This window comes from Rhodohalobacter barkolensis, assembly GCF_002834295.1.
GTDB classification, from domain to species: Bacteria; Bacteroidota; Rhodothermia; order Balneolales; family Balneolaceae; genus Rhodohalobacter; species Rhodohalobacter barkolensis.
In genome coordinates, this window is sequence record NZ_PISP01000002.1 from 1 (window position 1) to 24,373 (window position 24,373).

The following is a 24,373-nucleotide window of genomic DNA, read 5'->3' on the forward strand; positions in this document are numbered from 1 at the left end:
AATACACCATATCCTTTTTACCATCCTGTGAATTTTGGAAATAAATTTTCCCTTTTGATAAAATCACTGCTGGCCAATTTAATATCCTTAATCAGATTAGCCAGCGAAACCGAAGGGTGTAAGTGTATCAGGATATGAATATGGTTTTCAGTCCCATTGATTCGATAAAGATAACACCTGTTCTTTTTGAGAACTCCTCAGATATATTTGTAGAGCAACTCGCGGTGCGGTTTCTCTAAAGAAGACAGTCTGTTCTTTGTACTAAAGACGATGTGATAGTGGATTTGGCGATAGGTACTCATAACAGTAAAGATTGATCATTATAAGATAGAGTTTCTACTTAAATGGAACACAAATTGAGGATTCCTTACAGAATTGAACCCCATTCGGGGTTCTCTCAAGGGATGTGCTCAATTGACCCGATTTTCAATCGGGGCTAATTACATTCATCCGCCTTAGGCGGATTGGTATTGTGTTGAAACCGATTTGTTTGTGGCTTTGGGAGAATAAACAGAAATTTAAAATTCCGATTTAGGATATCTTTTAAAAGACAAACAAGGCTGGTCGAATTGATAGGAATAGTAAAGGAAATTTAATGAAGGTTTTACTTCAATAGAAGCTTGAAGCTGATAGGCCGTTATTCATTAAAGTATCTGAAACAGATGGTTATTCAGTAAAGATTCGCCAACCGGCGGATTGACGAATGAGAGGGGGTTGGTGGATGAAAAATATCGAATACTGAACAGAAGAATATCGAATAACGAAGGAGGCAAGAGTTTTCCAATTCAGCCTATTAGTGCTGCCTTAGCACCTCTGCGGTGAATATTCCAATGCTGTCAGGTCGGTTTGAAATTAAAAGATTTTTGCCGAAATATTTATTCAGGGAAGATCCGCCAACCGGCGGATCAATACGATTAGCCCCGACTGAAAGTCGGGTTATAGGAGTTAGGAGAATTCAGAACCCTGAAAGGGTTCAATTCTTCTCGGATTAGGCCAGTCATGAAACGTCTTAAAAATAGAAAAGGCGACACCCTTTGGTATCGCCTTTCAGAATAAATTGTGTTTTAGGAAAAACTACTGCTGAGCTCGCTCCAATCTTGAGATATACTCTTCACTGGCAAAGATGGCTACTTCAACGCGACGATTTTCCTGTCTTCCGGCTTCAGTGTCGTTCTCGGCAATGGGTTCGTATTCTCCACGACCTTCTACCTGAACTCTGTCTGTATCTATACCTTGTTCAATCAAATAATTTGCTGCAGATTGTGCGCGACGATCACTCAGCCGAAGATTGTAATTTTCGTCACCGGTTGAGTCGGTATGGCCTACAATCATCAAATTGGTGTCATCATCATCGTTCATGATTCGGGCTAATTTCTGTAAATTTTCTTTGGATGCATCTCTAAGTGCTGAAGAATCGAACCCAAACAGCAATCCACTGTCGAAACTAAGTGCAATTCCCTCTTCAACTCGCTGAACGGTTACTCCCTCGAGTTCACGCTCAAGTTCTTCTGCTTTTTGATCCATATTACGGCCAATGATTGCGCCAACAGATCCTCCAACTGCAGCACCTGCAATTGCACCCGCTGCGGTATTTCCTAATGTTTTACCAATCACTGCTCCTACGGCTGCACCACCACCACTGCCAATAACAGCGCCTTTAGCGGTGTTACTCCAATTCGAACAGCCCGAAATGATTAATGTGGAAGCCAGTATCAATAATATTATTGTGGACGTTTTTGTAATACGGAACATATTTTTTTGGTTTGGTTATTGTATAAAACAATCTCTCGTTAAAACTGTATACAGATGAATTTGTTTCTTGTAAGGTTACCAATGCTTTACCAAACAAAAGTAAACACCTTACAATTTAGCTAAATAGTGCGCAGAGACCTAAACGAATTTCATCACATGATGATGTGGTTGAAAAGGAAACATTAGTTCTTTAGAATTCAATTCGATTAAGCAATCAGATTAAATTTTATGATTCAAAAAGCTCTTTTAGTCATAGCATTCAGCAGTACAATTTTAATTTCCGGCTGTGCTCCTGAACCGGTATTCAGGTTGGAATCAGAACATGATGAGGTTCTGAATTATCGTGGTATGGAATACCTTCTCAGCGAAGGTGAACAATCATCGGTTACTATGGCGTACTACAGGCATATGGGGCAATATATTGTGATGGATATTGAAGTAATGAACCATTCCGATTCTATTGTTCAAATAGACACACCAAACTTTAAATTCAGTGCAAAACACGATTACAGTGACGGGAGCTTTGACCCTCTGAATGGTGGCACTGCCTACGATCCGGAACAGATTTTATTAAACCTGGACTTAGCTTCATCCCGTGCTGAAGCAGATGAGCGAACAAGTCAGCTGCTTGATGGGCTTAGTGCTACAGCCTATATCGCTTCAGATATTGCAAATGCCGGAAATCAAACTACAGAGGAGAGAAATGCCAGAGACAATGAGAGGACCCGGTTGGCCATTGAACGTGCCGAACGCAGAGATCAGTTCTATGCCAGGGTTTCTAGTCTGAACGAGCAAAGGGCCTACTGGGAGACGGAGGTACTCAGGAAAACAGATCTATACCCCGACGAAGCGATTGCAGGAGAAGTGCTCTATCCGGTTGTAGAAGACGCAAATCTTATAGAATTTTCTGTGATTGTCGGTGAAGAGGAGCATCACTTTGTTTATCGGCAGAAAAAGTTTAAGCCATAAGAAAAGCGTGATCTGAAAACTCAAATCACGCTTTTCTTCAGAAAATATCCCTACTCTACTGTTTCAGAATGGAGTGATCGCCAATATGAATCTCTCCTTTGGCATTGTGCGCTTCGGCATGGTTGCCAATGGTTGAACCTTCCAGTTTGCAGCCGTTTAATTGAGCATTTTTTTGAATAATAGTACGCTCAATAGTAGAATTTTTGATTTTGGTTCCATCTTCAATACTCACGTTTGGACCAATTTCACTACCGGAAATCTCAACGCCTTTTCCAATATAAACCGGAGGATGAATGGTCGTTCCTTTATAATCGTCGTACGGATGGTTCTCTTTTTTTAGAATTTCGCCGGTTGTTTCGAGCCATGCCGGTAGTGTGCCGCAGTCCAGCCACTCGTCAACAGTTGCTTTTTTGAACTTCTTTCCATCTTTCAACAGTCTGTCGAGGGCATCGGTAAGCTGATATTCGTCTCCGTGACCGGTCACATTGTTATCCAGCAGATATTGAATCTCTTTCATCAGATCTTCACCCTGCTTGAAGTAGTAAACCCCAATAATGGCCAGATTTGAGATAGGCTCACTCGGTTTTTCTACAAAATCGGTAATAGTATCTCCGTCGTGAACGGCAACGCCAAATCTGGATGGATCTTCAACTTCTTTCAGCCAGATGACACTGTCGGCATCATCTACGGTAACTTTTTCGTAGGAATCGAAAATGGTATCGGCAAATACGATAATCACTTCACCTTCCAGATCTTCGCCTGCACATGAGACGGCGTGAGCGGTTCCAAGTGCAACATCCTGTACACGAAAGGTAGCTTTGGCATTATGCCGCTTGCTCATATCGGTAAGCGTCTCCTTGATTTCACGACTAAAGTCAGGTCCCAAAATGTAAACAATTTCATCAATCGTACGATCGAGAGTTCGCGCAAATGTCTCTACAATTCTCTCAACGATCATGGTTCCGGCAACGGGAAGAAGTGGTTTGGGTGTTGTGTGGGAGTGCGGGCGCACACGTGTTCCGCGGCCGGCCATAGGTATTATAAGTTTCATAAAATCAGTTTAATCTTTTTATAAATTATCAGAAACATCCGGATTTTTAATCACTCTATGATTGTGAACTGTTTAGTTTTGGATGTTTACTATCTTGTTGTTTGGAATTAAGTCAATTTTCGGATCAAATATAACGGTTCAACGGTTGATTATCGAACCGTGAACAAGAACTAATTTTTAGGGGTTGGTCCAATTACTTAGTTGCCAACGTTGAATTACTCACTTAATACATCGTTCAGATTTGGATATCTACACATTGATTATGAACGCGATTATTATTCTGCTGATCGCGATTTTTATAAGGCACTCACTCCATCGTTTGCGATACTTTTTACACATGTTCCAGCAATTGGGGTATAAAACCAATGAGTTTCGCCATTGGTTGATGGATCATTTTTACAGCCGTTTTTTTACTTCAGAGCATATCTTCTTTAATCTTTTGATTTTGGGTATGATCACCTTGCTGGTCGATCGCATCACGCTCACCGCCGGATCAATTACCATGTTTATTTTTACGCTATTCTGGTTTTTAGATCTTTCCCGGTATAAAGCCGAAAAAGAGAAAAAACCATTGGTATACACCGCCCGGCTAAAACGGCTGATGGTTACTACGTTGATCATCATTGGATTTCTTTGGTTTTACATGATCGATATCGCATACAGAGGCGTGCAGCTTCGGGATTTTGTTGCACCTTTTATAAATGTTGATCCCTACTTTTTGAGTTTCGGGATGGTTGTAGTAGATATTTTTATCCCAATTTTTCTCTTTATGGCTGCCTATCTGATGAAGCCTGTAGAGAAGAAGATTCAGAATGGTTTTAAGAAGCAAGCCCGGAAAAAACTGGCGTCTCTTCCACATTTAAAAGTGATTGCCATTACAGGAAGCTACGGCAAAACGAGCACAAAGTTTTTGATGGACGCCTTTTTGAAAGAACGGGTGAGAGTTTGTGTTACCCCGGGAAGCTTTAATACACCGATGGGTATCTGTAAAGTGATAAACAACGATCTGGATGCACACCACCAGGTGTTGATTTTAGAAATGGGTGCACGCTATGAGGGGAATATCAAAGAGCTGTGTGATATTGCTCAGCCGGATATATCTGTCATTACAAATGTTGGGCTATCTCATCTGGAAACATTCGGCTCTCAGGAAGCGGTAGCAAAAGAAAAATCGACCCTGGCCAAAGAGCTGAAATCGGGCGGAACACTCATTCTGAATGGAGATGACCCGTTGGTTCGGAAGATGGCTGATCTTCGGGATGATGTGAATATTGTGTTCGCCGGCAGTGAGGGTAAAGTTCGCATTTCCGACAGTGAAACCGATGCAGAAGGGACACGGTTTGAAATGGGTATTTTTGATGATGAGAATAACCGGATTGATAAGGAAATATTTAAAACAAAACTCCTTGGTAAGCACAATATTCAGAATATGTCGATCGCAGCGGCAGTTGCTCTCGAGTTTGATATTCGCCTCAAAACGATGTCAATCGCAGCTTCTAAAATGGAGCCGGTAGAGCATCGCCTGGAACTCAAGGAGAGAAATGGATTAACCGTGATTGATGATGCGTTCAATTCAAATCCGGTGGGTGCAAAAAATGCAGTAGATATTCTGGCTTCTTTTAAAACGGGTAAGAAGATCATTATTACTCCGGGAATGATTGAACTGGGGGAATTGGAGGAGCAGGAGAATCAAAAACTGGGTGAGCACATAGCCAAAGCAGGTCTGGACCTCGTGATTCTGGTTGGTGATAATCAAACAAAACCGCTACAAAAGGGGCTTTCTTCGGTGCAAAATGGTGAGGCTCCGGATGTTCGTGTGGTAAACACTCTGTTTGAGGCAAACGATCTTCTAAAGGATTACGCTTCTCCGGGAGATGTAGTTCTGTACGAAAATGACCTGCCCGACACGTACAATTCTTAAACGCTTTGCAGCATCACATAAACATGTGATTTTGCCAAATTTGTGAAACAACTCCTTTCTCAGGCGGTTTAGGTGTGTAATGAATAACTAAACCACACTACTATGAAAGGATGGATACTAAAAACCGGCTTATTACTCTTCTTAGGATTTACTGCAAGCGGTTGTATGGTTTCGGGCGGACTCGTTATTGAGCCGGAACCGATTATTATCGGAGACCCGCCACGACATGCAGAGCACAGAGCAAAACAGAGCAGAAAGCATAATCGATCGCATTTCAGGATACCTCTGGGGCATATGCCACCCAGAGGGAAATGCCGGGTTTGGTATGTTGACCGACCGCCGGGACATCAGCCTCCGGCAGTATCGTGCCACAGAATTGGGCGCAGAGTGCCGCCAAATGCAGTTATTATCAGGGGGAGGTAGTTATTCTCCCCTGAGGGCATCGGCGGGCTGGACCTGGGCGGCTCTTGTAGCGGGGTACCAGCTTGCAGCCAGGCATAAAATCAAACTGCCGCCAACAACCAAAGCTATATCCAGTGGCTGAATGGAAACGGGATAGGCGTCAATAATAAAGGATGAGGTAAGTTTAACCAGTCCATACTCTTGTTGAATCCACGCTGTAAGAACACCCAGTACACCGCCAATTCCACAGCCAATCAATCCAATTTGAATTCCCTGGCTGATAAAGATCTGTTTGATCTTTTTGGATGTCATACCCATGGAGATCAGCACACCAATATCCTTTTTCTTTTGAATGACGATCATTGTGAGCGAACCTACGATATTCAGTGCAGCAACCAGCACGATAATCATCAGGATAAAATAGGATCCCCATTTTTCAAGATACATCACATCATAAAGAGGCTTTTGCAGGTCGTACCAGGTTTGCAGCCTGTAATCAGGTCCTAACATTTGCTGTAAATCCTGCTTAACATTTTCAGCGTTATCGGTGTCTACAAGCTGTAAGTCTAACCCGGTGATCTCGTTTCGCATGTTGAAAAGTCGCTGAGCGGCTTCGAGGTTGATGTAGGTTATGTCATCATCAATAATCTGTTGAATGTTATAACTTCCCCGAACCTGGAACCGACTCACCCTGGGTGCTGAAAACTGAGTGATGGCCCTCCTCATGCCGGCGGAACTTAGCAGTGCAATTTCATCACCGGATTCCAACCCGTATTGATTGGTAATTGTGCTGCTGATTACAAGTCCCGGCTGGCCGTCTTGGACGGATAGATCAAAAACCCCATTTTGAACGCTCTGCTCAAGATCAGAGATTCTGATGTGCGAACTTCTTTCAATACCCCGCACAATAACCACATCATTTTGATTATCTTCAGAGATAAGCATGGCTTTGCCTTCTACATAAGGGGCAACCTGTACAACTTCGGGATGGTTTTGTATTTGATCGATCAGATCGGGATCAAAAGGCATTGCATTAACTTCATTCATCTCAATACGAATATCAGGATCAAAAGAGAGCAAAAACCCGCGAATGACATCAAAAAAGCCATTAAAAACCGATAAAATGATAATAAGAAGTGCCGTGCCAAGAGTAATTCCGGCAATACTGATCGATGTCAGAACAGAGATCAGTGAAATGTGTTTCCTGGAAAACAGGTAGCGTCTTGATATAAAGCGAATGATATTCATTGAGTTCGATTTCTACCCATTAGTTGAACTTTGTAAAAAAGGGCCCATCAATTTGGCTATAAAATTTTTATTTTAAAGTACTAATAAATCAAATATAGGGGATGTGAATAACTTGACGCTTAAAATCGAAGAAATTCAGGCAATATCCAACGGTAAGCATGGCGATCTGTTTTCTGTTTTGGGATTACAGACTGTAAACGTGAACGGAAAAGAGAAATTAGTTCTGCGAGTTTTCCGGCCGAATGCTAAATCAATCAATGTTTTACCGGAAAAAGGGAAGCCGATTGAATTGAAGCGAGCGTCTGAAGAGGGACTGTTTGAACACGTTTTTACTCGCAGAAAAAATCGTTTCCCCTACAAAATTAAAGTTACACCTTACGAAGGCGAGGTCTATACAATTGAGGATCCCTATCGTTTCGCATCGCAAATTTCTGACTACGACCTGCAGCTTTGGGGAGAAGGAAATCACCACTACGCACATAATTGGATGGGGGCTCACCCTAAAACCATAGACGGAGTTGATGGAACTCATTTTGTGGTTTGTGCTCCATCGGCTGTTCGAGTGAGCGTGATCGGGTCATTCAATAATTGGGACGGGCGAATTCATGGCATGCGCTTTTACCCTGACCAGGGTATTTGGGAAACGTTTATCCCACACGTAACCAAGGGTGATCTATACAAATTTGAGATTAAATCTCATCCCGATCAGGCGCCCATGAAAAAGGCAGATCCATATGCGCGTTACTCTGAACTCAGACCGGGAACGGCTTCTAAAATCTGGACAGATTCCTACAGCTGGAAAGACAGTTCGTGGGTGGATAACCGCGCTGATATACAGCAGCATGACCGGCCCATTTCTATTTATGAAATTCATGCGGGATCGTGGAAGCGGAAAGTAGGGGAAGACCCGGGCTTTTTATCTTATCGTGAATTGGCGGATGAGTTGGTTCCGTATATGGATGAGATGGAATTTACTCACGTTGAATTGATGCCAATTGCCGAACATCCTTATGATCCCTCCTGGGGTTATCAAATTACCGGGTACTTTGCGCCGACAAGCCGATTCGGTAACCCGGAAGATTTAAAATATTTTATTGATAAATGTCATCAGGCCAATATCGGTGTGATTGTGGATTGGGTTCCGGCGCACTTTACAAAGGATGATCATGGTTTACGCAGATTCGACGGTACGGCTCTTTATGAGCATGAAGATCCGCGTTTGGGCGAACATAAAGATTGGGGGACCAATATTTTTAATTTTGGCCGGACGGAAGTTAAAAACTTTCTGATCTCCAATGCGGTCTATTGGGTTGAGGAGTTTCATATTGATGGACTGAGGGTGGATGCCGTAGCCTCCATGCTCTACCTGGATTACTCGCGCGAAGACGGCGAGTGGATTCCAAATGAATATGGCGGGCGCGAGAATTTAGAAGCGATTTATTTTTTACGGCGATTTAATGAGGTGATTCACGACTACTTCCCCGGAGTTCTTACTTTTGCTGAAGAGTCTACATCATGGCAGGGAGTATCACGTCCAACATCATCCGGCGGATTGGGTTTCGATTTTAAATGGAATATGGGTTGGATGAATGACACCCTCGATTATATGGAGAAGGACCCGATTTATAGAAAGTATCATCAGGATCAGCTTTCGTTTTCACTGATCTATGCATTTTCTGAGCAGTTTATCCTGCCTTTATCTCATGATGAGGTGGTTCATATGAAGCAGTCTTTGCTCTCGAAAATGCCCGGTGACGACTGGCAGAAATTTGCAAACCTGCGGTTGCTCTATACATACATGTTTGGCCACCCCGGTAAAAAACTACTCTTTATGGGCGATGAATTTGCTCAATGGAGTGAGTGGACTGAACAATACTCCATAGACTGGCATCTTCTTCAATGGGAAAATCATAAAGGAGTGCAGCATCTTGTTAAAGACTTGAACCGCATTTATAAAAAGGAATCGGCACTTCACGAAGTTGATTATAAATGGGAAGGGTTTGAGTGGATTGATATTAGCGATGCGGATAACAGTATGCTTTCATTTATTCGTAAAGGCAAAAACCCGGATGATTATCTTGTTTTTCTGCTCAACTTCACGCCAACCTTACACAATCAATATAAATTTGGTGTACCGGAAGCCTGTGAATATGAGGTTGTGCTGAACAGTGATTCAGAATTTTATGGTGGCAGTAATGCCGGTCCGAAATTGATTCGGGGACAAGAAGGAGCCTGGCATAGTCAGCCTGCAAACATCACAGTAACGGTTCCGCCACTTGCGGGAGTGATTTTACGCCCAAAGAAATAAAGCGCTATTCGGAAGAATTTTTTATTAAACAAAGTTTAGAGATATATGAGATTTTCACGTTCATGCGGCACGTTAGTGCACCCCACTTCATTTCCTTCAAAATATGGTATGGGTGATCTCGGATATGAGGCAGAAAGATTTATCGACTTTCTGGTTCGAACCAATCAAACCATTTGGCAAGTGCTGCCTCTGGGTCCTACCGGTTATGGTAACTCACCTTATGCTAGTTATTCGGCTTTTGCAGGTAACCACTATTTGATCAGTCTGGACCGTTTGGTTGATAAGGGGTTGTTGAATAAAGATGAAGTGGAGAAAGCAGAACTTCCTGTGATGAATAAGGCAGAATATGAGAAATCATATGAGCTAAAAGAGAGGCTTTTTAAAAAAGCAGCGAAGAGTTTTTATGCTGATATGTCTGATGAGGATAAAGAAAACCTGAATTCATTCAAGAAGAAAAACAGCGTTTGGCTGCATGACTATTGCCTTTTTATGACATGTCTGAAAGCCAACGACAAACAGCCCTGGAATGAGTGGGATAAAGATTTGGCGCAACGCAAACCGAAAGCGATCGCTAAAGTAGAGAAAAATCAAAAAGAGGAGATTGAGTATCAGCTGTGGCTTCAGTTTGAGTTTTTCAATCAGTGGTATGAGCTGAAAAGTTACGCGAATAAAAAAGGGATTCGTGTTGTTGGAGACATCCCAATTTTTGTGGACCACAATAGCTCGGATGTTTGGTCTAATCCAAAATATTTTGCTGTAGACAAGCAGGGAAATCGCCAGCTGGTAGCCGGTGTGCCGCCCGACTACTTTAGTGAAACCGGGCAGTTATGGGGGAATCCGCTCTATAAATGGGATGCTTTGGAAAAAGATAATTTCTCGTGGTGGGTAGACCGTTTCCGGCAGATGTTTGATTTGTACGACTCCATCCGGGTAGACCACTTCAGGGGGTTTGATGCATATTGGGAAGTAAAGGCAAGTGAAGAGACTGCAATTAAAGGCCGCTGGGTTAAGGGTCCAGGAAAAAAACTTTTCAAATCCATAAAGAAAGAGCTGGGAGAGTTACCCATTATAGCCGAAGATTTAGGTGTAATGACTCCTGAGGTTGAAGAGCTCAGGGATTCATTTGATTTCCCGGGCATGAAAATTCTACAGTTTGCTTTCGATTCAGATTCAACAAACAATTTTCTTCCGCATAATTATCCGCAAAATTGTGTGGTCTATACCGGTACTCATGATAATGATACAACCATTGGCTGGTATGTTCAGGCACCGGATGTTGAAAAGCATAGAATGCGCGAGTATACAAAATCGGATGGGCGTGAGCCGGAATGGGAGTTAGTACGGCTGGGAATGCTCTCTGTGGCCGATCAGGCAATCTTTCCGCTGCAGGATTTTATGAGTCTTGGTACGGAGCATCGAATGAATTTACCCGGAACTGTTGGGGATAATTGGCTTTGGCGATATACAAATGATATGCTCAATTCCGTTGATGAAGGAAGGATTAAACTTTTAGCTGAGATGGGGAATAGAGTCCCTTCAGCTAATAAGGAAGATTAATGATTCATTTAAGCCTTTTCAATAAAAGTAGCGTTTTTGTATCTTATGCCGTCTCAATAATGAATAAATAGCATTGAATGCAATTTCAACTTAATCATCTGCCAAAACGGACTGAAAAACCTCGAAACAAAGGAATTACTCTCGCACTCGATAAAGGGTATAGTGTTCGTCAAGTTGAAGATTTTTGTGAAGTAGCCTCTACCTATACAGATATTGTAAAGTTGGGTTGGGGAACTTCATATGTAACCCAAAATCTCTCAGATAAACTGGATGTATATAAAAAGTACGATATTCCGGTTTACTTTGGAGGAACCCTATTTGAAGCGTACGTACTCCGCGATCAGCTGGATGCGTATGTAGAACTTCTGAAGCGGTATGAAATTCAGTACCTGGAAGTTTCGAATGGTACAATTTGGTTATCTGAAAACAAGAAGCTTGACATCATAAACAAATTAAGCCAGGATTTTACGGTGCTGTCTGAAGTGGGGAGTAAAAATCCAGACTCAATCATACCGCCCTATAAATGGGTTAAAATGATTCAGAACGAGATGGAGGCCGGAAGCTGGAAGGTTATTTGTGAAGCGCGAGAAAGTGGCACCGTTGGAGTTTTTCGTCCAAATGGTGAAATCCGGTCGGGATTAATTGATGAAATTACCGATCAGATCCCTATGAAAGATCTTATTTTTGAAGCCCCGCAAAAAGATCAGCAAGTTTGGTTTATCAAAAAATTCGGAAGTAATGTGAACCTCGGCAATATCCAGCCGGCAGAAGTAATTTCTGTAGAGACCATTCGTTTAGGTTTGCGAGGAGACACGCTATTTGATTTTTACTCAATAGAAGACAACCAGTTACAGGAAGCCTATTCCGGTAACTCTAATTCAAACGGTTCCCGAGAGAATAAAAAGTAAGATCTATAATTATGAAAATACTATACGCAGCCGCCGAAATTGCCCCTTTTGCCCGAATGACATACACTGCAGATTTACTGCGATTTTTGCCGGCATCTTTGCAAGACCAGGGTTTTGAAATTAGAATCTTACTGCCAAAATTTGGTACTATCAACGATCGCCGTAACCGATTGCACGAAGTGATCAGGCTTTCAGGTATTGAAGTGGAAGTTGGTGATGATATAGATACCATGAAGATTAAAGTAGCCAGTATACCAAATGCAAAATTGCAGGTATACTTTCTGGATAATGATAAATACTTTAAGCGCAAAGGGATGTTTGAAAATCCTAAAACTGAAGAGTTTTATGATGATAACGACGAACGCCTGGCTTTTTACAATAAAGGAGTGCTTGAGACAGTTATCAATCTTGGATGGAAACCGGATATTATTCACTGCCATGACTGGCCGGCCGGATTGATTCCACTTCTTGTTCGTACCAAGTATAAAAACGAGGACATTTTTCAGGATACACAGATTGTTTATAATCTTCATCATTCTGAAAACAAAGGCCATTTTGAAGGCACGAATATCTTAGACCTTTTGGGACTTCCCGAAGAAGTTGATGTAGATTCGTACCTGGAAGATGGTAAGATTGACCTTTTGAAAACCGGGCTGAAACACAGTGACCATGTCGTAACCGGAAACCACTTAAAAGATCAATTCGACGATCTTTTTAAAGAATTGAATATTAACCCAACAAAAATTCAGGGTTCGCCCGAAGATGTATCTAAAAAATTTGCAGACTACTACCGGCAGATCACCGGAAAAGATGAGTAATCCATCTCAAGTTAATCTCAATCCAAAAGAGATGAATTTTAAAGGCAGTCGATTCTCTATCGCTGCCTTTCTTCTTCTAATTATTCCATTAATGATGGGCTGTGAATCGCCCGGTTCTGTAGGTGAAGGCTTAGGCCCTGACGGCAGTTCTGTTTCAAGTGAGGAGTTTTCTGTTGAAAATATTTCATCGATTGATGCAAATACTTTTTCCGGTCGGCTCTCCAATTCAGCGCTCGGCTATGTTGAGGATCCCGTTTATGGCACACTGAATGCAGTTGCCGTTCTGAAGCCGTCCATTTCCAGGGCAGATGTGGATACGCTGGCTGAGGGAGATACAATGACCCTTCGGCTTGTATTCAATTCACCGGTTTACGGGGAAGAGATGAGCGTATCGGACTTTGAAATTTATGAGGTTGCCGAACCGTGGCGTGGAAATGAAATTAGGTACAACCAAGAGGCAGCAATAGACTTTGCCAGTCAGGTTGCGGACTTCCAGGTGGCCGAAGATGATACAGTTGAAGTTGAGTTGAGCAGTGAGTGGGTTGATAAGTTCAGCACTTATTTTAACTCTACGGATGCCAATCGAGATTCTGTATATGTAAATGAGTTTCACGGATTGGCAATTGTACCGGCCGAAACAAACTCTAAAGTTCGGTTTTTGCGACATACTCCTCAGGATGAAGATGAAGACCCGGATGTTACAGAGTTCCGTGCATACTCAACAGAACTGAATGATGAAGATGAAGAGGTGGAGATTGTTAATCCAATCAGTCTTCGAGACTGGGGATCGTACTCCGTGCGCACAGATGAACAAGAGCATAACTCCGGTTATGTACTTCATAATATTGATCAGCTAATGGAACTGAATCTGGATTTACCCACTGAGGATCTTCAGGCTGAAAATATTATAAATGCGAGTCTCGTTTTTAGTATTGATCGCTCAGAGGAACAGATGTTTAGTAATATTGTACGCCCGGAAGTTGAAACAATTCGTGCACACTCATTCTCTTCCACTCCTTCAGACTTGATTTCTGAGATATTTATTTCCAGTCCGAGATTTGGAGCAGATCTGAATGAAGATGAAGATATTTTTAAAGTTGATGTTACACAGTATGTGTTAAATGCAGCCTATGGTGATGCAGATGAAGGACCGCTCTACTTTTCGGTACAAACTGTTAATGGAATTTTCTATTCAGTTAAACTGCACGATGACACCGCTCCCCAGGGAAAGCAGCCAAGGCTAATCATTACTTCAGTTGAATAAGGTTTTATACATGAAATATTTCGTATCCATAATCACAATACTATTAAGCGTTTCAATTAATGGAGTTGCGGGAGCCCAAAGCCTTGATGAGGATTTGGCAAATTCCGGGTCATTCTATTCCGGATTTGGTTTTGGTTCACCATCAGATATAAATTCACCAAATACTATGGGAATGGGTTTATCGGGTGTAAGTACTTATTCCGGCTCTTCGGCAAGTATATCTAACCCGGCACAGTGGGGACTTTCGGGCTTTACACAAGGCTCTGTTGCGGTAGGTTTGCTGAACTACAATGCAAGAGATCAGTTTGAATCATCCAGTAAAGCGAAATTTGCTTTTGAACAGTTTCAGTTAGTACTGCCTGTAATGCGTAACAAGCTGGGAGTTTCTTTATCATTCAGTCCGGTTACAAGGTCCGACTTTCAAAGGATAACTGAGGATTCGTTTGCACCTGTTGATGGTATCCAGTTGGATGACATTGATTATATTACCAATACGCAAGGTTCAGGTGGAATTAATAAATTTGAGTTTGGTGCAGGTTATCGGCTTTTCAATAATGTTGCTGTCGGATATTCGATGGGAGCTTATTTGTTAACCCAGAACCAGCAGGTTACAGCATCATTTTCCGATTTGACATACAGGTCAATTACATACGACCGGGATATAGAAGGTTATTCGTTCAGTCATAAATTTGGAATTTTTGCCAACAAAAACTCACTATTTGGCTCTGAAGATCAAATAGCTTTGGGGGCAACGATTAGGCTGCCTGTCTCTATTGATGCAGAAAGATCTGTTTCTGCTTTTCGTTCTATTAACAACCAAAGAACACTGGTTGAACTTGAAGAGAGCGAAGCGGCCAGAAACGGAACTGTAAAATTGCCTATGGAAATTAACACAGGCCTTACGTATAATTTAAATAGGTTTGTTGTTTTAACTTCCGAAATGTTGCTTCAAAGCTGGAGCGATTCGGAATACAGTTACAATCAAACTCAAGAAGCGTATTTTAAAGATAGGCTTAAAGCCGGATTTGGTGTTCAATACCATCCATATAGAACTGAACAGAGAGGAGGATTTTTCTCAAACTTCAAATATAGTTTAGGTTCATCATACGATACAGGTCATTTAAACATAAATGGCGAAGATATTAATACACTTAACTTAAATGCCGGAATTGGCTTTATTTCAAGACAATCATCATCATCCATTGATCTGAGTTTTCAATATGGTATTCGGGGAACAGAATCCGCTAGTTTAGTTAAAGAGAATATATGGGGTTTTAAACTTTCATTGAATCTTGCGGAATACATGTTTGTAAGGCCAAAATTCCAGTAATTGGAGATCGTTTCAAGGTTTTATTACATAAGTAACCAACTGAAGAAATATGAAAAAGTATATTGCAGTCTTAGCATTACTGTTTGCATTCTCCTCTAATGCTTACTCACAAGGTGAGCCACCGTATGGGATGAGCGAATTGCAGGCCTACTCCATTTTTTACGAGAACTACAGAACCGGTAGTTATGATATGGCTCTTCAGTTCGGTAAATGGATGTTAGAAGCTAAACCCAGGTCTATTGAAGGCGCTAATCGATTTAGCCTGCCTCGCCAGTTTGAGCGAATGATTAATGTATATACGGAGCTTTCTAAACAAGAATCAGATCCTTCATTAAGTACGGCATATCTCGATACCGTAGAGATTATTTATAATGAAGCATTTGAAATATTCTCTGAAGATGAGATCGATCATTATACCTGGCACTTTAACAAAGGTCGTTTTTATCAGGAAAATCAAAGCAACATTTCCGGTGGAATGGATAAGGCGTACCAGGAATACGAAAAAGCATATGAGCTTGATCCGGAACGTCTTACACAAGCCGGAGACGGATATTACATTAATATCCTCCTCTCCAATTATGTCTCAAATGGCGAGCGTGAAAAAGCTCTTGAAGTGATAGATGAAGTTGAAGAGTTGGCAGGAAGTTCGCTTCAAGATCAGATTGACGAAATTCGGGACGGTCTGTTTTCTGATCCGGAAGAACGAATTGAATTCTTGGAAGGCAGACTTGCAGAAAATCCTGGAGATATCACATTGCTGAAGGAGATCGCAGATCTTTATGAAGGAGAAGGAGATCGTGAAAAGGCTATTGAGTATGCTCAAAGAGTACTTGATGAAGAAGAAACCTTCGAAAATGCAGAGCGATTAGCTGAGTATGCTCTTGCGGATGGAGAAAACAGACAGGCCTTAACATTTTTAGAGCAAGCTTTAGATTTAGCTGAATCAAATTCACAAAAGAAAACAGTATTAATGGAGCTTGTAGACGTACAGCAGAATCTTAAAAACTTTGAAACTGCCAGGAGATATGCTCGGCAGGGAATACAGTTAGATAGTAATTGGGGTGAACCGTACATAAAAATTGCAGGTATATATGCATCAGCAATTTCTGATTGTACATCGGGCCGCCAAATGGATCGTGATGACAGGTCTGTTTACTGGCTGGTATTAGATTACCTGGACAGAGCGCGTAATACCGATTCATCTGTGGCTAATACGGTTCAAAGACAGTATAGAACTTACGAACCTGTAACACCTTCGTCAGAAGACAAATTTTTTAGAGGATGGGAACCCGGAGACGAAATTCAAATTGGCAGCAACATTTCTGATTGCTATGCCTGGATTGATGAAACAACAACAGTCCGATAATTTTTGATCTATCAATTCCTTCCTTATCTTACTGAGCAGAGCGATGCAAACGGAGTGTCGCTCTCTCATTTCTTCGATTCTGCTACTCTGTGGAATTTTCAGCTCGTCTTATTTTCAAGCTATTTGAAATCGATACTTTCAAGAAATATTACTACTTAATAAAATCTATTGTGCATGGCACGTTCGCGTAAAAATAAGGGCCGTAATAAGCCTAAAGGGAAAAGCAAGGGAAATAATAAAAACGTTTTTATCCCAAAGTTTCATCATAATCAGCAGACCCGAATTGGCGGCCGCTATAATGGTGTTCTGGAAATAAACCAAAAAGGGTATGGTTTTATCCGGAAACTGGACTTTGAGTTTAGTCTGGATCCCAAAGACCCATTTCTGAAACCGGATGAAGTGAAGCATCATGATTTACGTTCCGGACTGATTCTGGAAGGAGAATTTGAGCAGGATCAAAGCGGAAATCGTCACGTTCACTCTATCGAACGCATTAACGGCAAACCGGCTGAAGAGTGGCAAAAGGTAAATCGATTTGAGCTTCAGACTCCAATCATGCCTAATGAGTATATCAAACTTGGGTATAACGCGGATGATATTGAACTGAGAGTCATAGATCTGGTTTCACCAATCGGTCGTGGTCAACGTGCACTGATTGTTGCACCTCCGCGAACAGGGAAAACAGTTTTATTGAAGAAAATTGCCCGGGCCTTAACAGAGCACCATCCGGACATCTATACGGGGATTTTGCTTGTAGATGAGCGACCGGAAGAAGTAACCGATTTCCTTAGGTCAACCAATGCAGATGTTTTTGCTTCATCAAATGATAAACCTACAGAAAGTCACGTTCGGATTTCAGAAATGGCGCTCGGCCACGTAAAGCGTAAAGCAGAAGCAGGTGAGCACGCTGTACTGTTGATTGATTCGCTAACACGACTGGGCCGCGCATATAACGCCGTTCAAAGTAATAGCGGGCGAACACTCTCCGGTGGATTGGATATCCGTGCTTTGGAGATACCGAAAAAGATTTTTGGATCAGCTCGTAAAATTGAAGGCGGTGGTTCATTGACCATCATAGCTACTTGTCTTGTAGAAACGAACTCCAGAATGGATGACCTGATCTTTGAAGAGTTTAAGGGAACGGGGAATATGGAGTTGGTTCTGGATCGGGAAATTGCCAATGATCGAATCTATCCGGCAATTAATATTGCAGCTTCCGGAACCCGAAATGAGGATAAATTTATTTCAGACTCCCTGGAAGAGAGAAATATGGTTCGAAGATTCTTGCTTAAGAAATCACCAAAAGAGTCTATGAGCATGCTCCTTCAGGTTATGAGAAGAACTGAAAGTAATGAGGAGCTATTTCAGCAAATAGCCGCAACTACTTAAGAATGTCTCAGTATTGAGATAGCGACGGGTCGATTTTTTTGGCCCACTCGTTTATTCCGCCCTTCAAAACGGAAGCATTGTCGAATCCTTTCTTTTGGAGAAGCTCTGCAGCATCCGAGGCGGAGCTGCCGGTACGGCACATAATAATAATCTCATCTTCCGGATTGAGCTCCTCATACCGGTTATCTAACTCGTTATAGGGTATTCGAGTGGTCCCGTCCATATCCGCAATGTAATATTCGTGCGCCTCGCGAACATCCAGAAGTACAAAGGAGGAGTTGCTGTCTTGTTTTTCTTTAAGCTCTTCTACAGTTGTTTCTTTCATTTTCCTATCACGATTGATATCTGTCTAATTTAAACTGTGTGCCGAGGTATAATTTCTTGGCTTCCTCATCTTCGGCAAGTTGTTCAGCGGTTCCTTCCCTGAGAATTTTACCTTCAAACATTAAATAAGCTCTGTCTGTAATGGCAAGCGTTTCGTGCACGTTATGATCTGTTATAAAGATTCCGATATTTCTTCCCTTTAAACCGGCTACAATTTCTTGAATGTCCTCAACGGCAATTGGATCTACTCCGGCAAACGGTTCATCCAACAGGATAAATTTGGGATCGGTTACAAGAGCCCGAGCAATTTCAGTCCGTCTTCTTTCTCCACCCGACAAGCTGTATCCTTTACTGTTCACCACTTTTTGTAATCCAAATTCTTCAATCAATTCATCCACTCTTTGACGGATCTCCTTTTTGGGCATTGAGTGAAATTCGAGAATCGATTTTAAATTATCGCGGACCGTTAAATTGCGGAATACACTGGCTTCTTGCGCAAGATATCCCACCCCCATTCGTGCACGCTGGTACATGGGTTTTCGGGTAATGTTTTTATCATTCAGATATACACTGCCGGAGTTGGGTTTAACAATTCCTGTAAACATGTTGAATGTAGTGGTTTTGCCCGCACCATTTGGTCCCAGCAGGCCAACAATTTCACCCTGATTGACATTAATTGAAACGTGATCTACAACCACGCGTTTCCGATAACTTTTCACAAGATCATGGCTGTGAAGCGTCATGGGTTGATATGTCTTATCTGTCTGAGTCATTTAAATGAATAGGATCCAATATTCTCAATGCACAATGTAGTCAGTTTAATTCCCGCTTTCACATCCGAAATAGCGCAAGTTTCTGCTGTGCTGTGAATATAACGAACAGGGCAGGAAATTGAGGTGACATGGCTGCCTATTCCCACCAGATATTGCATAGCCGAAGTATCCGTGCCGCCGGCTGTTAATACTTCCCGCTGAATTTTGATCGAGTTTTTATTTGCTAAATCCTCAAGGTGCCGAACCAGTGTAGGGGTGCAAATAACGCTTTTGTCCATGATCTTAATACCAATTCCTTCCCCCAATAGAGTACACACTTCGTGATCACTCACTCCGGGGAGATCATTTGCCAGCGTTACATCAAGATTTAAACCTATCTCAGGCTGAATGGCTTGTGCTGCTACCCTTGCTCCCCGAATACCGACTTCTTCCTGTACGGTGAATGCGGCATAAAAATCACAGTTGGATTTTTTTGCCCGCTGTAAAGCTTCAATCAGGATATAGACAGAGATGCGATTATCCAGTGACTTTGACGAGATACATTCACCCAACTCAAGCAGGTCCTTGTCGCGAGTTACCGGTGTTCCATTCGGAATCAACTCTTTTACCCTGTCGGCTGGTAGTCCGGTATCAATAAAGAGGTTTTTCAGTTTGGACTTGGACTTTTTTTCACTGTCGGTCTGAATGTGAATCGGTTTGGAACCGATAACTCCGGGAATCGTTTCATTCCCATGAATCAGTACCCGTTGAGTGATAAGCGTTTCGGGATCAAAACCACCGAGTGTCGAAAATCGAATAAATCCTTTGCTGTCGACATGGGTTGTGATCAAAGAGATCTCATCCATGTGAGCTGCCGCCATTACTTTCGGTCCGTCACCTTTAACCCGGGCAATAAGATTGCCCATTCGATCCACGGAGTACTCATCAACATGATCCCTTATATGATTGATGAGTACACTGCGGATAGGAGACTCATGACCGGGTGCACCGGGCGTGGATACAATTTCTTTAAGAAGTTTAAAGTTTAACTTCATTTATCAAGCGATTTGCAGTCTGTCGAAAACGGAATCGAAAAAGAGTTTACCGTCGTCGGATCCAAGTACTTTTTCCATCGCTCGTTCGGGATGAGGCATCATACCAAGAACATTGCCTTCTTTATTTGTAATTCCGGCGATGGCTGAAACAGATCCGTTAAAGTTGGACTCTTCTGTTAAATTTCCGTTCTGGTCGCAATAGCGAAAAGCGATTTGGTCATTCTCTTCCAGGGAAGTTAAACCGTCATCATCAATGAAGTAGTTTCCTTCTCCGTGAGAAACAGGAATATTAATCACCTGACCTTTTTTCATGGATGTGGTGAATAGCGAGCGTGTGCTTTCAACTCGAATATTTACATTTTTACAAACAAATCGGAGTTTCTCGTTGTGAAGCATAGCTCCGGGCAGCAATCCCGATTCGAGCAGAATTTGAAAACCGTTGCAAATTCCTAAAACTGGATTCCCTTTTTCAGCGTATTCAATCACAGAATTCATAATTGGAGAAAATCGCGCGATGGCACCGGAACGAAGGTAATCTCCATAGGAAAATCCTCCGGGAACAATCAGAAGATCGATATCCGTCAGGTCGGTATCTTTATGCCACAGAAATTTAGTTTCTGCGTTCATTACATGTTTCATTGCGTGATAAGCATCGTGATCACAATTGGATCCGGGAAATACGATTACTCCTATTTTCTTTGACACTGTATTATCCTTTTATTTCTGTGATTAATTGATATATGCCCCTTAAAAATTTAAATAACAATAATTTACTGTAATTTTTTAATGTATCATCGTGTAATTAGGACACGTATAGGACACAAAGTATTAATTTCAAAGGGATTTGATGGACGTTTGTGTTGGGAAATGCTAACCCATCTGTACTGCTTCTGCAATGATACGGGTTATTACTGAATTTTGCAGAATTAGTAAAGCTATTAAGTAGTTAATGCAAGGGGTCAATTTGATAGTATAAAAACATATTTTACAGGTGTTTATAGAAGTGTAAGTATACTGTTTTTAGTAAATTAGAAACAACAATCAATAAAACAGGTGGGATTAGGATCTTACACCCTGCAAAATTTTAGAAATACTGACTTAGAAGCAGATAAATTTTACTCTCAGATTTGTGTGTAAACAGTTTTAGTCATCTAATTAGATCATTTAAACTATATTTATGTAAACCTTATTGTTGCATTCATATATTGCACTTTTAAAACAAAATGCCTTGTCCAAGTCCAAAAGTAAGATAGTCGGTTCTTTGTTGTTTTGTTTAGAAAATTTCTAAGGGTTATGTTGCTAACATACCATAATAAAACTTATAGCTAATGAAATATATTTATATATCAGGGTTCTATATTTCCATCTTGTTTTTAAGCTTTTCTTTGACAGGTTGTTCAAAAACTGAAACTGATAATACTGTTCAAGAGACAGAAGCAGTACCAATAAATAAATTTGAAGAAACAGCTACGGGGGATAGTTTTATAGTAAAATTCAAATATGATGATGGGCAAGAGAATGAGAAAATAGCAAATGCTTTGGTAACTATAGATGTATTTGATGACTTAGGATTTTCGGAAGGTGAAGTTTTATCATTGATTAGACTATCAATAATTCGTTCGCAATATGAATTGAACTATCCGAGATCTTTTAAGCTATCTGAAAAAGATAATGCTGTATTTGTTTCTACTGACGATGATGGATTGTCAATATTGATACGTGCCATAGGAGCTAATGCAATGGGAGTTGAAAGTACAATAACAGTGATTGATAAATATGATAAACAAGGAGAGCATATCGAGATGTTTTCAATGTGATGAGCCTACTATAATTTTTTTTAGTTAAAATGAATAAAGAGCGCTTAAAACCATGGGAACTGAGAGAGCAGCAGAACAAGCCGAAAGGCTGTATTGCTATCGTATGGCATAAATTAAAAATAGCTTTGATATGGATAGCGTTGGCAATCGCAGTAGCGATTGACCTTATCTTAAGCTTATTTTAACTCATGTTATTTTTCTTGGATTATAATTTTAAATGCAAAAAATATAATCAGATTTCAAACCTGAAATAAATAAAAAGGGCTACCAAAATTTCTTTTCATAAAACTGTAAATGGCTAATAATTACTACTACAAGAAACAAATCAGTAGTAATAAAATTTAGCAAAAATGATAACATCAGAAATTGAAGAGTCACTAATAAAAGAATTATTTGAGTACAGCCAACGGGCAATTTTGACACCCGCCAATCTTGGAATTTTTCAGAAGGGGACGAAAGATCAAGTTATTGAAATATTGGAGCAGATAGACGTAAACCAACTTATTAATCTTGAATCAAGAAAAGAGTATGATGAGTGGTTTGACGAGATTGTACTGCCATTTCATGTAGGGTTATTTCCCTTGTTCAGAGAGAACTTAGTTGTTTCGAAGGGTAACCCATACTCATATAGTGCACGACTTCTCACACAGTATTTGAAGTACCTTTCAACAAGGACAGTTGTGTATTATGTCTCATCTGAGATTCTCATAGGTTTGGTCCATCCTATTATTTCAAACAAATATTTGAGAAGTTTTTCTGATTTAGGGATCAAAATGGTTAACCAAATTGAAAATCGTGAGCAGTACTACAAAGTAATTAAAGACTATAGAACGAGATTGGATATGGATCTATGTGAACAGAATGAGGCTTTATTGGAGATGGATTTTGGTATTGAAGTGTAGGCTATTATTTAGTACCCAATATGTAAATAGAAAACCTTTTAAGCCACCTTATATGAAAACTTTTTGGTAAGAGTATTTAAAAATCTTCAATTATGAAGTATGACGAAGGTGTCTAAAAAATCAATAATATTATTTGACTTCTGATCTGAAAGTTCGCCTACTATTGTGATACCCACTCTGATAATTCTATTGTCATCTGATATCCAATATCCTTTCAATCTTAATAATGCTCCTTCATATTGAAAACTAAAGTCGTAGCTCAATTTGGGACGACCATCACCAAATTCTGTCCAATTATTATTTGCTCTTTCAGGATTAACACCCATAGATCGAATGAATTCATTATTCGATTCTTCCATATAATTCCTTAATTGAGTTACGCTTTGGTTCCTTGGAATAGATCCCGTAACAGTTATAGTGAAGAGAGCACCTCCATTACTATATTCTTCAATACTTTGATATGCGTAACCTGAACCCATGCTTGTTGCTGCTTCTACTTTAGTTGGATTTGAAGGAAAGCGTGCGGCAAATCTTTCTTCGTTGTTAGTCCATAAAGATTGTGCATCAACTGATGTCGATAATAGGATAAATGCTATAATTGTATTTAGGGTATATTTGTTCAACGGTGTTAATTATCAGAGTTTTCGCTATAAAATGTTTGTTTCATAGCAGTTGCATCTTTTTTTAGTTTTCTACTCATATAAAATGAAAAGACGATTAATACTATTATAACTACTGAAAATTTAGCATCATTGACTACTAAATCATATAACAGTAGTAATGAAAATCCAATGATTGCATAAATGAACTTATCCGATTTACCTTCAATTCTCGATATGGTATTCATTTTCTCAAAATCTCGATCAATTTTGTTTTCTCTTTCTCCCATAAATGCAACTGTTAGTAGTTAATAAATTATACTACTTGATATCAAAGTATTCAATTTATGTCAAAATTATCTTCACCTTCCTAACTTAATAGGTCATAAATCTCACAATCTTTGCTATCTCCCTAATCGATAGATCTCTCCATCCTATCATTTTAAATCAATATTTGAATCATTAGCCTGAATTAGGAGTTAAGATGGTTAATCAGATTAAGAATAGATTGAAATATTATGAAATTGTTGATCACTAAAGTACAAGATTGGATATGGGTCTGCGTGAACTGAATGTGGCTGTATTAGAAATGATTTTTCTGTAATAGATGTGTAATTTGAAAATGTGAAGTCAAAGGGTGA

23 protein-coding genes and 1 pseudogene are annotated in these 24,373 nt (G+C 40.6%); 14 read left to right on the forward strand and 10 right to left on the reverse strand.

Translation table 11 applies throughout. From position 1 onward, the window contains the following. Nucleotides 1–17 precede the first annotated feature (17 nt). A pseudogene (locus CWD77_RS15780) lies at nucleotides 18–182 on the reverse strand (transposase); the annotation flags it as partial. Nucleotides 183–1,074: 892 nt separating this feature from the next. Further along, a complete protein-coding gene (locus CWD77_RS07675) occupies nucleotides 1,075–1,752 on the reverse strand; it encodes a YiaD family glycine zipper/OmpA-like lipoprotein (RefSeq protein ID WP_101072984.1) in 678 nt (225 codons plus the stop codon). Between the two features lie 228 nt (nucleotides 1,753–1,980). On the opposite strand from CWD77_RS07675, the gene CWD77_RS07680 reads away from it, so the two are divergent. Beyond that, complete coding sequence (locus CWD77_RS07680) at nucleotides 1,981–2,721, forward strand: hypothetical protein (RefSeq protein WP_101072985.1); 741 nt, start codon at nucleotides 1,981–1,983, stop codon at nucleotides 2,719–2,721. Between the two features lie 55 nt (nucleotides 2,722–2,776). Here the strand turns inward: CWD77_RS07680 and CWD77_RS07685 are convergent, their stop codons facing one another. Next, the gene (locus tag CWD77_RS07685) at nucleotides 2,777–3,772 is read right to left on the reverse strand and encodes a sugar phosphate nucleotidyltransferase (RefSeq protein ID WP_101072986.1); all 996 of its coding nucleotides are present in this window, start codon (nucleotides 3,770–3,772) and stop codon (nucleotides 2,777–2,779) included. Between the two features lie 241 nt (nucleotides 3,773–4,013). Between CWD77_RS07685 and CWD77_RS07690 the strand changes: the two genes are divergently transcribed. Together CWD77_RS07690 and CWD77_RS07695 are read left to right on the forward strand one after the other, a co-directional pair. Further along, a complete protein-coding gene (locus CWD77_RS07690) occupies nucleotides 4,014–5,693 on the forward strand; it encodes a UDP-N-acetylmuramoyl-tripeptide--D-alanyl-D-alanine ligase (protein ID WP_101072987.1) in 1,680 nt (559 codons plus the stop codon). A 102-nt stretch (nucleotides 5,694–5,795) separates the two neighbouring features. Continuing rightward, complete coding sequence (locus CWD77_RS07695; protein ID WP_101072988.1) at nucleotides 5,796–6,116, forward strand: hypothetical protein; 321 nt, start codon at nucleotides 5,796–5,798, stop codon at nucleotides 6,114–6,116. Here CWD77_RS07695 and CWD77_RS07700 read toward each other — a convergent pair whose 3' ends face one another. After that, a complete protein-coding gene (locus CWD77_RS07700; protein ID WP_101072989.1) occupies nucleotides 6,117–7,343 on the reverse strand; it encodes an FtsX-like permease family protein in 1,227 nt (408 codons plus the stop codon). Between the two features lie 103 nt (nucleotides 7,344–7,446). Here CWD77_RS07700 and glgB point away from each other — a divergent pair, with 103 nt between their 5' ends. The 8 genes from glgB (at nucleotide 7,447) to rho (ending at nucleotide 18,283) form a co-directional block, all read left to right on the forward strand. Continuing rightward, on the forward strand, nucleotides 7,447–9,651 hold the full coding sequence (gene glgB / locus CWD77_RS07705; protein ID WP_240596729.1) for a 1,4-alpha-glucan branching protein GlgB: 2,205 nt from the start codon (nucleotides 7,447–7,449) through the stop codon (nucleotides 9,649–9,651). Between the two features lie 45 nt (nucleotides 9,652–9,696). Continuing rightward, on the forward strand, nucleotides 9,697–11,208 hold the full coding sequence (gene malQ, locus CWD77_RS07710; protein WP_101072991.1) for a 4-alpha-glucanotransferase: 1,512 nt from the start codon (nucleotides 9,697–9,699) through the stop codon (nucleotides 11,206–11,208). A gap of 77 nt (nucleotides 11,209–11,285) precedes the next feature. Next, complete coding sequence (locus tag CWD77_RS07715; protein ID WP_101072992.1) at nucleotides 11,286–12,116, forward strand: phosphosulfolactate synthase; 831 nt, start codon at nucleotides 11,286–11,288, stop codon at nucleotides 12,114–12,116. 11 nt (nucleotides 12,117–12,127) lie between these two features. Then, entirely contained in the window at nucleotides 12,128–12,934 is an 807-nt protein-coding gene (locus CWD77_RS07720) for a glycogen/starch synthase (RefSeq protein WP_101072993.1), read from the forward strand. After that, a complete protein-coding gene (locus CWD77_RS07725) occupies nucleotides 12,927–14,198 on the forward strand; it encodes a DUF4270 family protein (protein ID WP_165779105.1) in 1,272 nt (423 codons plus the stop codon). The genes CWD77_RS07720 and CWD77_RS07725 overlap by 8 nt, the downstream gene beginning before the upstream one ends. Nucleotides 14,199–14,208: 10 nt before the next feature. Continuing rightward, nucleotides 14,209–15,528, forward strand: a complete 1,320-nt coding sequence (locus CWD77_RS07730; RefSeq protein WP_101072995.1) for a hypothetical protein — start codon at nucleotides 14,209–14,211, stop codon at nucleotides 15,526–15,528. Between the two features lie 49 nt (nucleotides 15,529–15,577). Then, nucleotides 15,578–16,894 carry a tetratricopeptide repeat protein gene (locus tag CWD77_RS07735; protein WP_101072996.1) on the forward strand — a complete coding sequence of 439 codons (1,317 nt, stop codon included), beginning with the start codon at nucleotides 15,578–15,580 and terminating at the stop codon, nucleotides 16,892–16,894. Nucleotides 16,895–17,068: 174 nt separating this feature from the next. Beyond that, a complete protein-coding gene (rho, locus tag CWD77_RS07740) occupies nucleotides 17,069–18,283 on the forward strand; it encodes a transcription termination factor Rho (protein WP_101072997.1) in 1,215 nt (404 codons plus the stop codon). A 7-nt stretch (nucleotides 18,284–18,290) separates the two neighbouring features. On the opposite strand, the gene CWD77_RS07745 is transcribed toward rho, so the two are convergent. From CWD77_RS07745 to purQ, 4 genes are read right to left on the reverse strand one after another with little or no spacing between them, the layout of a single operon-like run. Next, on the reverse strand, nucleotides 18,291–18,608 hold the full coding sequence (locus tag CWD77_RS07745; RefSeq protein ID WP_101072998.1) for a rhodanese-like domain-containing protein: 318 nt from the start codon (nucleotides 18,606–18,608) through the stop codon (nucleotides 18,291–18,293). A 7-nt stretch (nucleotides 18,609–18,615) separates the two neighbouring features. Beyond that, on the reverse strand, nucleotides 18,616–19,350 hold the full coding sequence (gene lptB / locus CWD77_RS07750) for an LPS export ABC transporter ATP-binding protein (protein WP_101072999.1): 735 nt from the start codon (nucleotides 19,348–19,350) through the stop codon (nucleotides 18,616–18,618). 26 nt (nucleotides 19,351–19,376) lie between these two features. Continuing rightward, complete coding sequence (locus CWD77_RS07755) at nucleotides 19,377–20,414, reverse strand: M42 family metallopeptidase (protein ID WP_101073000.1); 1,038 nt, start codon at nucleotides 20,412–20,414, stop codon at nucleotides 19,377–19,379. A 3-nt stretch (nucleotides 20,415–20,417) separates the two neighbouring features. After that, entirely contained in the window at nucleotides 20,418–21,119 is a 702-nt protein-coding gene (purQ, locus tag CWD77_RS07760; RefSeq protein WP_101073001.1) for a phosphoribosylformylglycinamidine synthase subunit PurQ, read from the reverse strand. 623 nt (nucleotides 21,120–21,742) lie between these two features. Between purQ and CWD77_RS07765 the strand changes: the two genes are divergently transcribed. From CWD77_RS07765 to CWD77_RS07770, 3 genes are all read left to right on the forward strand, one after another. Further along, on the forward strand, nucleotides 21,743–22,231 hold the full coding sequence (locus CWD77_RS07765) for a hypothetical protein (protein WP_133120201.1): 489 nt from the start codon (nucleotides 21,743–21,745) through the stop codon (nucleotides 22,229–22,231). A 29-nt stretch (nucleotides 22,232–22,260) separates the two neighbouring features. Continuing rightward, the gene (locus tag CWD77_RS15545) at nucleotides 22,261–22,416 is read left to right on the forward strand and encodes a hypothetical protein (RefSeq protein ID WP_165779106.1); all 156 of its coding nucleotides are present in this window, start codon (nucleotides 22,261–22,263) and stop codon (nucleotides 22,414–22,416) included. Nucleotides 22,417–22,581: 165 nt separating this feature from the next. Next, nucleotides 22,582–23,133 (forward strand): hypothetical protein, encoded by a 552-nt coding sequence (locus CWD77_RS07770; RefSeq protein ID WP_101073003.1) that lies wholly within the window; start codon nucleotides 22,582–22,584, stop codon nucleotides 23,131–23,133. Nucleotides 23,134–23,219: 86 nt separating this feature from the next. Here CWD77_RS07770 and CWD77_RS07775 read toward each other — a convergent pair whose 3' ends face one another. Together CWD77_RS07775 and CWD77_RS07780 are read right to left on the reverse strand one after the other, a co-directional pair. Further along, nucleotides 23,220–23,756: a hypothetical protein gene (locus CWD77_RS07775; RefSeq protein ID WP_133120202.1), complete on the reverse strand. Its 537-nt coding sequence runs from the start codon at nucleotides 23,754–23,756 to the stop codon at nucleotides 23,220–23,222. A gap of 5 nt (nucleotides 23,757–23,761) precedes the next feature. Next, nucleotides 23,762–24,022, reverse strand: a complete 261-nt coding sequence (locus CWD77_RS07780; RefSeq protein WP_101073005.1) for a hypothetical protein — start codon at nucleotides 24,020–24,022, stop codon at nucleotides 23,762–23,764. Nucleotides 24,023–24,373 lie beyond the last annotated feature (351 nt).

Bases quoted from the DNA above. Each gene is read 5' to 3' on its own strand.
- CWD77_RS07675 (WP_101072984.1), bottom strand. From the start codon at position 1,752: ATGTTCCGTATTACAAAAACGTCCACAATAATATTATTGATACTGGCT.
- CWD77_RS07680 (WP_101072985.1), top strand. From the start codon at position 1,981: ATGATTCAAAAAGCTCTTTTAGTCATAGCATTCAGCAGTACAATTTTA.
- CWD77_RS07685 (WP_101072986.1), bottom strand. From the start codon at position 3,772: ATGAAACTTATAATACCTATGGCCGGCCGCGGAACACGTGTGCGCCCG.
- CWD77_RS07695 (WP_101072988.1), top strand. From the start codon at position 5,796: ATGAAAGGATGGATACTAAAAACCGGCTTATTACTCTTCTTAGGATTT.
- CWD77_RS07700 (WP_101072989.1), bottom strand. From the start codon at position 7,343: ATGAATATCATTCGCTTTATATCAAGACGCTACCTGTTTTCCAGGAAA.
- malQ (WP_101072991.1), top strand. From the start codon at position 9,697: ATGAGATTTTCACGTTCATGCGGCACGTTAGTGCACCCCACTTCATTT.
- CWD77_RS07715 (WP_101072992.1), top strand. From the start codon at position 11,286: ATGCAATTTCAACTTAATCATCTGCCAAAACGGACTGAAAAACCTCGA.
- CWD77_RS07720 (WP_101072993.1), top strand. From the start codon at position 12,128: ATGAAAATACTATACGCAGCCGCCGAAATTGCCCCTTTTGCCCGAATG.
- CWD77_RS07725 (WP_165779105.1), top strand. From the start codon at position 12,927: ATGAGTAATCCATCTCAAGTTAATCTCAATCCAAAAGAGATGAATTTT.
- CWD77_RS07730 (WP_101072995.1), top strand. From the start codon at position 14,209: ATGAAATATTTCGTATCCATAATCACAATACTATTAAGCGTTTCAATT.
- CWD77_RS07735 (WP_101072996.1), top strand. From the start codon at position 15,578: ATGAAAAAGTATATTGCAGTCTTAGCATTACTGTTTGCATTCTCCTCT.
- rho (WP_101072997.1), top strand. From the start codon at position 17,069: ATGGCACGTTCGCGTAAAAATAAGGGCCGTAATAAGCCTAAAGGGAAA.
- CWD77_RS07745 (WP_101072998.1), bottom strand. From the start codon at position 18,608: ATGAAAGAAACAACTGTAGAAGAGCTTAAAGAAAAACAAGACAGCAAC.
- lptB (WP_101072999.1), bottom strand. From the start codon at position 19,350: ATGACGCTTCACAGCCATGATCTTGTGAAAAGTTATCGGAAACGCGTG.
- CWD77_RS07755 (WP_101073000.1), bottom strand. From the start codon at position 20,414: ATGAAGTTAAACTTTAAACTTCTTAAAGAAATTGTATCCACGCCCGGT.
- CWD77_RS07765 (WP_133120201.1), top strand. From the start codon at position 21,743: ATGAAATATATTTATATATCAGGGTTCTATATTTCCATCTTGTTTTTA.
- CWD77_RS15545 (WP_165779106.1), top strand. From the start codon at position 22,261: ATGAATAAAGAGCGCTTAAAACCATGGGAACTGAGAGAGCAGCAGAAC.
- CWD77_RS07770 (WP_101073003.1), top strand. From the start codon at position 22,582: ATGATAACATCAGAAATTGAAGAGTCACTAATAAAAGAATTATTTGAG.
- CWD77_RS07780 (WP_101073005.1), bottom strand. From the start codon at position 24,022: ATGGGAGAAAGAGAAAACAAAATTGATCGAGATTTTGAGAAAATGAAT.